Origin of the sequence: Paenibacillus endophyticus, assembly GCF_014192395.1 — a bacterium.
Taxonomy (GTDB): Bacteria; Bacillota; Bacilli; order Paenibacillales; family Paenibacillaceae; genus Pristimantibacillus; species Pristimantibacillus endophyticus.
The window spans coordinates 215,882-227,205 of record NZ_JACHXW010000001.1 but is presented as its reverse complement, the minus strand read 5'-3'; the positions used below and the strand labels follow the sequence as shown (position 1 = coordinate 227,205).

Annotated in this window: 10 protein-coding genes; all 10 read right to left on the bottom strand. The window is 49.2% G+C overall.

Going from position 1 to position 11,324, the window contains the following annotated elements; all coding sequences use genetic code 11:
* Nucleotides 1-4: 4 nt before the first annotated feature.
* The 10 genes from hemC to lonB all read right to left on the bottom strand — a co-directional run bounded on the left by hemC (nucleotide 5) and on the right by lonB (nucleotide 11,104).
* A complete protein-coding gene (hemC, locus tag FHS16_RS00980) occupies nucleotides 5-976 on the bottom strand; it encodes a hydroxymethylbilane synthase (protein WP_183557621.1) in 972 nt (323 codons plus the stop codon).
* Nucleotides 976-1,620 carry a precorrin-2 dehydrogenase/sirohydrochlorin ferrochelatase family protein gene (locus tag FHS16_RS00975; RefSeq protein ID WP_183557618.1) on the bottom strand — a complete coding sequence of 215 codons (645 nt, stop codon included), beginning with the start codon at nucleotides 1,618-1,620 and terminating at the stop codon, nucleotides 976-978. Before FHS16_RS00975 ends, hemC begins: the two co-directional genes overlap by 1 nt.
* Nucleotides 1,621-1,661: 41 nt before the next feature.
* Nucleotides 1,662-2,474, bottom strand: coding sequence for a cytochrome C assembly family protein (locus FHS16_RS00970; RefSeq protein WP_183557615.1), 813 nt, complete (start codon nucleotides 2,472-2,474; stop codon nucleotides 1,662-1,664).
* Between the two features lie 22 nt (nucleotides 2,475-2,496).
* Complete coding sequence (gene hemA, locus FHS16_RS00965) at nucleotides 2,497-3,879, bottom strand: glutamyl-tRNA reductase (protein ID WP_183557612.1); 1,383 nt, start codon at nucleotides 3,877-3,879, stop codon at nucleotides 2,497-2,499.
* 199 nt (nucleotides 3,880-4,078) lie between these two features.
* Nucleotides 4,079-4,477 (bottom strand): adenosylmethionine decarboxylase, encoded by a 399-nt coding sequence (gene speD, locus FHS16_RS00960; RefSeq protein WP_138752416.1) that lies wholly within the window; start codon nucleotides 4,475-4,477, stop codon nucleotides 4,079-4,081.
* Between the two features lie 281 nt (nucleotides 4,478-4,758).
* Nucleotides 4,759-5,436: a DUF4309 domain-containing protein gene (locus FHS16_RS00955; protein ID WP_183557609.1), complete on the bottom strand. Its 678-nt coding sequence runs from the start codon at nucleotides 5,434-5,436 to the stop codon at nucleotides 4,759-4,761.
* A 169-nt stretch (nucleotides 5,437-5,605) separates the two neighbouring features.
* Nucleotides 5,606-6,196 (bottom strand): non-ribosomal peptide synthetase module, encoded by a 591-nt coding sequence (locus tag FHS16_RS00950; RefSeq protein WP_183557606.1) that lies wholly within the window; start codon nucleotides 6,194-6,196, stop codon nucleotides 5,606-5,608.
* Between the two features lie 213 nt (nucleotides 6,197-6,409).
* Complete coding sequence (gene yihA / locus FHS16_RS00945; RefSeq protein ID WP_183557603.1) at nucleotides 6,410-6,997, bottom strand: ribosome biogenesis GTP-binding protein YihA/YsxC; 588 nt, start codon at nucleotides 6,995-6,997, stop codon at nucleotides 6,410-6,412.
* A complete protein-coding gene (gene lon / locus FHS16_RS00940) occupies nucleotides 6,994-9,363 on the bottom strand; it encodes an endopeptidase La (RefSeq protein WP_183557600.1) in 2,370 nt (789 codons plus the stop codon). The genes yihA and lon overlap by 4 nt, the downstream gene beginning before the upstream one ends.
* A 37-nt stretch (nucleotides 9,364-9,400) precedes the next feature.
* The gene (lonB, locus tag FHS16_RS00935) at nucleotides 9,401-11,104 is read right to left on the bottom strand and encodes an ATP-dependent protease LonB (RefSeq protein ID WP_183557597.1); all 1,704 of its coding nucleotides are present in this window, start codon (nucleotides 11,102-11,104) and stop codon (nucleotides 9,401-9,403) included.
* Between the last annotated feature and the right edge of the window lie 220 nt (nucleotides 11,105-11,324).

Genomic DNA, 11,324 nt, shown 5'->3' with positions numbered 1-11,324 from the left:
TCCGTCATCCCCCGATATCAGCTAATATACGATCTGCACCGCGTGCAATGAGTGCGGCAGCGACGTCCTTGCCGAGCTGCTCAGGGTCAGATCCTTGCATTACTTCTTTAAGCAAAACAGCGCCATCAGGCGAGCCAACCATACCGGTCATGATCAAATTATAGGTCCCGGATTGGCCCTCCAGCTCTTCACCCCTCATGCAATATGCGCCAATCGGAACTTGGCAGCCGCCGTTCAATGAGCCCAGAAAGCTGCGTTCCGCCCTGACTGTCAGTTCCGTTTCGTTATCATTGAGCAATGATAGCAGCTCACGAATCTGTGCATCCGTCTCGCGGCATTCAATGCCAAGCGCACCTTGCCCTACTGCCGGTAGGCATACATCTACCGGTATATTCGCCGAAATACGGTCCTGCCAGCCCATGCGTGTCAGCCCAGCGGAAGCAAGAACGACCGCGTCGAAACCTTCCGTCTCCAGCTTGCGAATGCGGGAGTCGATATTGCCGCGAATGGACTCCAATTGCAAATCAGGTCTCGCATGCTTGAGCTGGCATGAGCGGCGCAAGCTGCTCGTCCCTACGCGAGCGCCCAGCGGCAATGCATCCAGACCTCCACCCTCACGCGTTACCAAGCAGTCTCTAGGATCTACTCGCTTGGGAATCGCGCCGTTCATCAAGCCTTCCGGCAGCTCATACGGCATATCCTTCATGCTGTGTACAGCCAAATCAATATCCCCGTCAACGAGTGCTTGTTCAATTTCTTTCACGAATAAGCCTTTACCGCCAACCTTCGATAGCGTTACATCTAGAATCCGGTCACCCTTGGTTACGATCTTCTTCACTTCAAACGTATAATCAAAGCCGTGCTCCTCGCTGATCCGCGCCAGCTCGTCAATGACCTGTCCGGTTTGCGTCAATGCCAGCGCGCTTTGCCTTGTCCCTACAACGATGACACGTTTTCCCTGCTTGCCTGCTTCCATTATGTATGCCTCCTGTCTGTACGATGAAGAAGGCTAATCAGCCATTCATCGATGTTCCTATCGTATCTTTTGTACCTGGCAGCATCTTCAGCCGCAAGCTTCAGTATATTCTGTCTTTTCTGTTCATCCTCGACCTCGCCGACTACTCGTTCCCGCAAGCGCCTCAGCGCGGTGCTTATTTCTTCGTACTCTGCTCCATAATACGCCTCTAGCTCCTGTTTAATATGCTGAGACAAAGCGGGACTTGCCCCTGAGGCCGTAACCGCAAACAGCAAGTCCCCTCTTCGCAGTGTAGACGGAGATATAAACGAGCCTTTGCCCGCCTCATCCGCCGTATTTGCCCATATCCCCATACGTTCGGCTGCAGCGGCAGCTTCCGTATTTAGACGTTTATCATTCGTTGCCGCAAATAGCAGCCTGGTTCCTTCGAGATCTCCTGCTTCATAGGCACGCAAACAGCAATGAATAGTTCCTTCGGCTGCTAGAGCAGCAATTCGCGGCGTTACATCAGGACTAATGATCCAAACATCATCCGCTCCAGCATTTAATAAGCCTAGAAGCTTGCGCTCAGCAATCCTGCCGCCGCCGATTATCAAGCAGCGGCGGCCTTTAAGCTGCAGGAACACCGGATAAAATCCATTCATCGGTGTTAGTCTCCTCCTTAGCCGCTTGATTTTAGGTTCGGTCAGTGGAATGAAGAGAAATAATTGGAGAATAAATTCAACAGCAGCAAGCCGAAAGCAAAAATGTACAAACGGGCCAATTGAAGTCCCGGCCGCTTCAGCATCGCTCTTTGATAAACATAAATGCCATATACGATTAATGTTCCGAAGGAAGAAAGCACCTTCCAATCGAGCAATAGCGCAGCTCGTCCTTCGACGAGCAATGAGGTCACAGCGATAGCAAGCGACATGGCAAGCAAGGGAACGCCAATTATGACTGCACGGTCGCCATAACGCTCCATCAGATCGAGACTGGGCAGCCTGCGCACAAAGTTCGTCCAACGCTTTCTTTTCAATTGGTTATGAAGAAATAAATACATGCCTGCGAATAATGCACCGATCGTCAGAGCAGCATACGCGCACAATACTAAGCTGATATGAATATAGAGAAGCTCTCTCGTTGTTTTCCAAAGCTCAAGCGACCCTCCGCTGCCTGGATTGCTGTAGAGATTCAATGCCAACACAGCAAAACCAACGACGTTGACGAAAAATACGATGAAATCAATTTTAAAAAACCGATTGATCACGATCGACGTCGTAACAAGAAGCCAAGAAAACCCCAGCCAATACTCAAACGCCGTGACCGTTGTCATTTGAAGATGCATGACGACCCTGGATATTAAATAACCTGTCTGTAATACCCAAACAAAAATAAGCAGCCCTGTACCCATCCGTTTCGCTCTCTGACTCGCATTCATAAAGTCGGAGAAGTAAAACAGCAGGCTCAGGGCGTAGATATAAAGTATCGCATCATATAAAAAGTTTTGCGTCACCATAGTTCCTCCACCTTGCAGCCCTCTACCTTGTAATAGGTGCTAATACTGCCGCAGCCGCATGGGGTTGAACCTTTTTCTTTTGTGCTGCAGCGACAGTATCCGTTGCCGCTTCAAGCTCGGCTTGACGCGTTTTTTCAAGCTCATTCTCCAGTGCGAACAATTTGACGAACATGTCCATCGCCTCGTCGGCACGTTTCTCGCCGGCCATTTCCTTGATGCGCAAAATCGGGTCCTGCATCATTTGGTTCACGATGCTCTTCGTAAGCTTACGGATGACCTTCAGCTCATGCTCGCCTAGATCTGGCAGCTTGTTGGTCAGGCTGTTCATCGTTTCCTCGTGAATGCCAGCCGCCTTCGTTTGCAAAGAACGGATTAACGGAACGACGCCTAACGTTTTGTACCATTGCTCGAACAACTCGATTTCCTCTGTTATCATGGCTTCGATCTTCGCCGCCTCCTGACGCCGATGCTCCAGGTTGCTCTCCACGATACCTTCCAGATCATCGATATCATACAGAAAGACGTTCTCTACCGCCGCAATCGAAGGATCCAGGTCGCGCGGAACCGCAATATCGATCATAAAGAGAGGTTTCGACTTCCTGCGCTGCATAGCAGTTGCAACCTGCTGCCGTGTCAGAACGTAACCGTCAGAGCCGGTTGAGCTGATAATAATATCCGCTTCATGCAGCCTCTCTGCGGCTTCCTCCATAGACCAAGCAACGCCGTTGAACTTATCCGCCAGCTGCGTCGCTCTCTCATACGTCCGGTTTACAACGACGACTCGCTCGGCACCGTTCGCGTACAAATGCTTAGCGGTAAGCTCGCCCGTTTCGCCGGCACCGACGACCATAACCGTCTTTTTGTTGAATTGACCGAAAATCCGCTTGCCTAGCTCCACCGCCGCATAGCTGACAGATACCGCCGATTCGCCGATTGACGTTTCCGAATGGGCCCGCTTCGCCATCGTCACCGCTTGCTTAAACAACATATTAAACACGGTTCCCGTCGTCTTCTGCTGCTGCGCAAGCAAGAATGCATTCTTTACTTGTCCCAGAATTTGAGTCTCGCCGATTACCATGGAGTCCAAACCGCTAGTCACACGAAACAGATGGTCGATCGCTTTCTCGTCTTCATACATATATAAATGGTTAGTGAAATGCTCCCTCGGAAGCTTGAACCACTTCTCCATAAAGCTGCGAATGTAATGCCCGCATAGATGATGCCTATCTACTACCGCATAAAGCTCCGTACGGTTGCAGGTCGCTACTATGACACATTCCATTATGCTTTGTGTCTGAATAAGCTGGGATACTGCTTCGGGTAAATCCCGTTCCGCAAATGCAAATTGCTCTCTTACTTCCACGGGAGCTGTTCTGTAATTCAGTCCTACTGCGATAATGTGCATGCGCGGTCTCCTGCCTCCTTCTCTTGTGCGTATAAGCCACTGATGTTATCGCTAATTATAGCATAGTTCGTTATTCAGATAATGTTCATTTATGAATAATATTTGAAAACTACAGACTCATTATTCCCTATTCATACAAAGAAATAACCATGGATATTCTCCATGGTTATCTCGCTATGATTAATAAGTTTTAAAGCTCTTAAACGAGCTCAGTTTGTTTCATTTGTGGCTCTTCCACTTGCAGTTCGCCCATACCGCGCACAAGCTTTTTCGCATAAGTCGCTTTTGGCTTCAATACAGCGAGCATGTAGTCGATCGCAAGCTGAGGATCTACAGTTTCACCGCAGGTATAACAGTCTAATGCAGCAAAGCCTCTCTCTGGATACGTATGAATCGAGAGGTGACTCTCCGACAACAGCACGAGTACAGTTGCGCCTTGAGGATCGAATTGTTTTGCTTGAACCGACAATACAGTAGCACCACATGCTTCAGCAGCCTCTACCATGTGTGATTGCAAAAATTCTGCGCTGTTAAGTAGATCAAAGTCTACACCCCAAGTATCAACAGCAACGTGTCTTCCGAAAGTTGAGTATTCCATCTTCCGGTTCCCCCTTCCTAGGAATAAAATGTTTGAAAAATTTCATCCGCTAGGACCTACGTCATTCACTTCTCGAGGGATTAATCTCTCGCAACATAACTATGTCCTGAGTGAATCCTGGTTCCTATTATTATCTTCAACAATCTTTTCAACGAGAATAAAAATAACATCTATCCGAGATAAATGCAATAGTTTTTTTTCGGGAACCCCCGAAGCGCCACTCTGAGTCTACCCCGTTCTCAATGTATGACGCCTGAACTAGTCCCGCAACGGTATGTGGATTACCCCGCCATATTATTTTTCGTATCCCCTTCGCTATAGACCGAAATATGATCAACCTTGCCGGATGACTTCGTAATGGCGAACTTCAATTGATATTGTTGATTGACCTCATACGTATAGATCGTATCAGAGCCGCTGACCGTCTTCTCTTCTGACGTTCCCAGCGCAACTTCAAGATCCTTCAAGGAGATCTGCTTCAGCTTAGGCGAATAAGACCTTACATCAAACACGACCATGCCTTTGTTATATCCGAACGTAACACCTTTGTCCTTATAGGTCGCATAGATGCCTTTACCCGCTGATTCATTCGAATCAGGCTTGCCCCAAGCCTTCTCGATCTCATCAAATAGAGCATCATGAGCCGCATAATCGCTTCCCTCAACCTTGCCTTCCTTGGCTAGGTCATAGATCGATCCGATCAATTCGCCAACCTCACTGCCGCTTTCGGCCGAATCGCCATGATTATCGCCGGACTGCTCTGGTTCCTTCGAGGGCTCCAAAGAAGGCTCTGCGCTCGGCTCAGGCGTCGCATTGTTGTTAGGCTGCTCGCTTGGCATCTCCGTTGCCGGCGGCGGCGTCGAATTCGTATTGGCATCGCTGCTGCATGCCGTCAATGATAAAGCAATCGCAAACGATATGCCGATTGCGAATTGTTTGAACCGCTTCGTTTGATTCATCGTTGTTCATCTCCTATATGCTGTCTGATTTTGAGGCGTCATTTGTTTTCCCTACCCTGCTACTAACTGAAAATCCAACTAAAAAGTTGCACTTTACGGTAAATAAAATATTAACAAATAAAAAAAGAAGCCGCAGCAGCGACTCCTTCATTTAGCTTTTGTATTCAACTTACGCCTCAAGAATGAACAGCTTGCGCGTCAAATCTGTAAGGCGTTCATCGATCTTGCGAATTTCTCCGGCTTCCTTCGTTTGGTTGCGAAGGTCAAGCAGCTCATTGACAGCGCTGTTTAACAAGCCGATCTCGCGCTCGATAAGTCGACTGCGGAATACTCGCTCCAATTGACCTAACGTATCCTTGAATTCGAATACGACTCGCTCTCCCGTTTTGGAGCTTTCGACAATTTGGTGAACAGAACCATTCTTATAATGATAGATCATCGTATAATGACTATAGATTCGGTTGACGATCGCATTGCCGCGGAAAGCAGACAGTGCCTTTCGCATGGCATTGGTCAGCCTCGGTTGCACAAGACGGCAGGATAGTACGCATACATAATAGTCTTGTTGACGTTCAAAGGTCAGTCGGACTTCTTCCCTCCCTGCTACGTCTTCGAGAACGAGCTCTTGATTCCCATTGTCGAGCACCAGCACCTGAAGGTGAATTTGCTGCTCTTCAAATAATCGGATAAACTCAGCCATCTCTTCATTCGTCAATTGCAGTTTGGCATTTACATACTCTGTGGCTAGCCGCTTAGCCATAAAAATCTCCTCAATTCTTTGAACTTGCACGCTTTGGACTTATAACTCTGGTCTCGTTGCTTAAGTATATTATACGTGATCCCAACATTTTATTCCTGCTGCTCATCCCCGATATTCTCGCATATTCCACAATATAACGGTAGAATTCACGAGTAATGCCGACTTTTTCACTGTATCCTCTGCTTTATATAAGAACTTGCTGCTCTTGCTACCTCATGTAGCAATCGCTTCGTTAATAATATCCCAAAGCTGCTCTCTTCCAATACCCAATTCCGACGAAAATAAAACAACGGAATCGCGCGGATCCACTTCAAGCGTTTTTTTGACCATTTTGATATGCTTGTCCCATTTCGACTTCGGAATCTTGTCCGCTTTCGTCACGACGACACAGGTCGGAATTTCGTAGTGCTTCAGCCATTTGTACATCTGCTGATCCTGCTCCGACGGCTCATGGCGGATATCAATGATCAGAAGCTGCAGCTTAAGCGGCTCCCGGCCTTGAAGATACCGCTCAATCATTTCGCCAAACAGCACGCGCTGCGTCTTTGAAACCTTTGCATAGCCATAACCCGGAAAATCGACCAAATAAACCTGATCATTAACCCGGTAATAGTTAAGCTGCTGCGTTTTCCCCGGCTGCGAGCTCGTTCTTGCTAAGTTTTTGCGTAAAATAAGCTTGTTGATCAATGAAGATTTTCCTACATTCGAACGCCCTGCCAGAGCAATCTCTGGCAAGGCGTCTTCTGGATATTGGTGTGGCTTTACTGCACTAATGACGAACTCTGCTTGTGTAATTTTCATAAAATCGATGTACCTGCCTTCTCCTCCGTTTGAACCGGAAGCAACGCATGCTGCAGCACTTCATCCATATGACTGACAGGAAAAAATTGCATATCATGACGTACGCTGTCGGGAATATCCCTTAGATCCCGTTCATTTTCTTTCGGCAACAGTATCGTGCGAATTCCTGCCCGATGCGCGGCTAGCGATTTCTCTTTCAAGCCGCCGATCGGCAGCACACGGCCTCTGAGCGTTATTTCACCCGTCATCGCTACTTCCTTGTTCACGTAACGGTTCGTTAGTGCTGAAATAAGAGCTGTTGCAATGGTAATGCCCGCAGATGGGCCATCCTTTGGAATAGCGCCCTCTGGAATATGAATATGAATATCGTTTTTCTCATGGAAGGATGGATCAATGCCAAGCTCGATCGCTTTCGAGCGGGTATAGCTGAACGCAGCTTGGGCCGATTCTTTCATGACATCACCTAGTTTACCAGTTAACGTTAGCTTTCCGCTACCAGGCATTACGCTAACTTCAATTACAAGCGTATCTCCGCCAACCTCCGTCCAAGCCAAACCGGTCACCGCGCCGATTTGATTCTCGCTCTCGGCAAGACCATAGCGGAACTTAGATGGCCCAAGCCATTCCTTAAGGAGCTCGCTCGTCAGCTCAAGCGGCTCCAAGATTTCAGTTTGCTCCTGGGAAACGAAATGCTTGGCTGCTTTCCGGCACACGGCTGCGATTTGCTGCTCCAAATTACGGACGCCTGATTCGCGCGTATATTCCCGAACGAGTTGCAGCAGCACCTCTTCTTTAATAACCAAATGCTCTTCCGTCAGCCCATGCTCTTTCTTCTGCTTCGGCAGCAAGTAACGGGTACCGATTTGCAGCTTCTCAAGCTCCGTGTAACCGGGAATATACAGGACCTCCATACGGTCAAGCAGCGGACGCGGAATATTATGAAGCGCATTGGCAGTCGTAACGAACATCACGTTGGATAAATTAAACGGCACTTCAACGTAATGGTCACTGAATGTGTTGTTCTGCTCGGGATCGAGTACCTCCAAGAGCGCAGATGCGGGATCTCCGCGGAAATCCATCGCCATCTTGTCGATCTCGTCAAGCAAAAACACCGGGTTCAACGAGCCAGCGGTTTTCATGCCTTGAATAATGCGGCCAGGCATCGCTCCAACGTAGGTGCGGCGATGTCCGCGGATCTCAGCCTCATCGCGCACGCCGCCGAGCGAAATGCGCACGAACTTACGGCCAAGCGACTTGGCGATCGAGCGAGCAAGCGATGTCTTGCCGACACCCGGAGGACCTACTAGACAAAGGATCGGTCCCTTCAGCTGCTTTACAAGCTGCTGAACAGCCAAATATTCGAGCACCCGTTCCTTTGGCTTCTCTAATCCGTAATGATCATCATTAAGAATCGCTTCGGCCTTGCTCAAGCTTAAATCATCATCCGTTGTCTTGTTCCACGGCAGGGAAAGAAGCCAATCGATATAATTGCGAATGACGCCGCCTTCGGCAGAGGTAGACGGCATTTTCTCGAGACGATCGATTTCCTTCTCGATTTTCTCTTTAACCTGCTCCGGTACCCCTGCTTCCGCGAGCTGTGAGCGCAGCTCCTCTACCTCGCCTGCGCGGCCTTCTTTCTCGCCAAGCTCCTTCTGGATCGCTTTCATCTGTTCACGCAAATAATATTCCTTTTGCGTTTTTTCCATTTGCTTCTTGACGCGTTGGTTGATTTTACGCTCGAGCTCAAGCACCTCGCGCTCGTTATTGAGAATATCTAGCAGCTTCTCTAGACGCTCTCCTACATCAACCGTTTCAAGAATATCCTGCTTATCCTTGATTTTGAGCGACAAATGGCTTGTGATCACATCCGCAAGCCGGCCTGGATCATCAATATCGGATACGGCCGCATAGGTCTCAGGCGTAACCTTTTTCGATAAAGAGATGTAATGCTCGAATTGGTTCAGCACGGAACGCATAAGCGCATCAACCTCGGGATCATCCGTCTCCTGCTCCGGCAATTCTTTCACGGACACTTCATAAAATTCATCATTCGGCAAATAGTCCAAAATCTCAGCGCGCGACACGCCCTCCACCAATACGCGGATCGTGCCGTTCGGCAGCTTCAGCATTTGCCTTACCTTTGCAATGGTGCCGACTTTATAAATATCTTCCTCCGTCGGCTCCTCGATGTTCACTTCAGACTGTGAACAAAGCAATATCATATGATCTTCGACCATCGAGCGCTCAAGCGCCCGCACCGATTTGTCCCTACCCACATCAAGGTGAAGCACCATGCTGGGATAAACGAGTAGCCCTCTCAGCGGAAGCAAGGGCAGCCGACGGCCTTTCGTTTTACTAGGTCCCACACCAGCACCTCCAATTGTTAACGTCTATCCTAGTTTATCATTCTACGGAATCAGCCTGCAAATAAGGAACGGCGGAAGCGATAAAAAGATCGGTTCCAAACGGAGCTTCCACCCGTACAGAGGAATTCTCCGCACCAGGAAATACATACTTGAATACTTCTTCTACCTTTTCGACTGGTATCACCTTAAGACCTTCCAGGTCTGCGAAAATCGCCTGCCAATTTTCTCTTGGAATGATGACCGTATTCGCTCCTGCTTGAAAAGCAGCCTCAACCTTGGCCAGTACGCCGCCGACCGGCTTCACATTGCCGTGAATGCCAACCTCGCCGGTCATAGCCAGCTTATTGTCGATGGGTATCCCTTTTATTGCCGATGTGATGGCCGTCGCCATAGCAATGCCTGCGGAAGGCCCATCGATCGGAGTGCCGCCTGGGAAGTTAATGTGCAGATCGAAATCCTGCGGATTCAGACCTATGCGCCGCAAGACGGTAAGCACATTTTCGACCGATCCCTTCGCCATGCTCTTTCTTCTCAGCGTTCGAGACCCGCCGCCGAGCTCTTCCTCATCCACGACGCCAGTAATTGTGAACTGACCTTTGGAAGCAGCCGCCGGAATTGCGCTCACTTCGATTTCAAGCAATGTCCCCATGTTCGGACCGTACACGGCAAGACCGTTCACGAAGCCAACCTGAGGCGCATCCGGCACTTTGCGGTCGGGGCGCGGAGGAATTTGACTGCTGTTCACTACCCACTCAATATCTCCGGCAGCAATACTGTCCCGTTTCTCAGACAACGCCACGCCAGCGGCCAATTGAATGACGTTAACCGCTTCACGGCCGTTCGTCGCATAACGCTTGACAACATCAATAGCTTCAGGGCAAGGCGCAAAGCCAATTTTTCTTACTGCATTTTCGGCAACAAGCCCAATTTCTTCTGCAAGCAGCGGGCGAAAAAACACCTCCATGCAGCGGGAACGGATAGCTGGCGGAATTTCCTGCGGCGAACGCGTTGTCGCGCCGACAAGCCTGAAATCTGCCGGCAGTCCGTTTTGGAATATATCATGGATGTACACCGGGATGTTGGAATCTTCGGAATTGTAGTAGGCGCTCTCCAGAAAAACCTTGCGGTCCTCCAGCACTTTTAACAATTTATTCATCTGTACCGGATGCAATTCACCTATTTCGTCAATAAACAATATGCCGCCATGCGCTTTCGTCACTGCACCAGGCTTCGGCTGCGGGATACCGGCTACACCCATGGCGCCAGCGCCTTGATAAATCGGATCGTGGACCGAACCGATCAACGGATCAGCAATTCCGCGCTCGTCAAAGCGGGCTGTAGTCGCATCGATTTCCGTAAACTTTGCTTCCGGCAAAAAAGGCGAGGATGGATTCTTTTTCGCTTCCTCCAACACGACGCGCGCAGCAGCGGTTTTACCGACGCCTGGCGGGCCATAGATGATCACATGCTGCGGATTAGCGCTGCATAAAGCTGCCTTGAGCGCACGCAGTCCATCTCGCTGGCCGACGATATCCTGCATGGCCTGCGGTCTTGTTTTCTCCGCAAGCGGCTTCGTTAGGGACACGCTTCTCAGCTTCCGGAGCTTGTCCATTTCTTTCCGCGACTCCCGATCGACCGCAGAGCGGTTCGTCTTCTGATTGCGCAGCAAATTCCAGAAATACAAGCCGATTACAACGGCAAAAAAAACTTGGATCAACATCAACACAACACTTAAACTCATAACATTCCGCTCCTTTCAAGCGTAAACGGTCGTAACCGTGTAATAGTGAAGACTCGTTTCGCGTAGAAATCGAAGGCTCATGGAGGTGCTTTTCCTCCATGCTTCTATTTCATGCGTAAACGGTCGTAACCGTGTAGTTGTGGGTATGTGGCCAGGCCCGCACATATCCGGGAATTTATATGGAAATATTGTTAATTTTTCCATTATTATTTTTCAAACA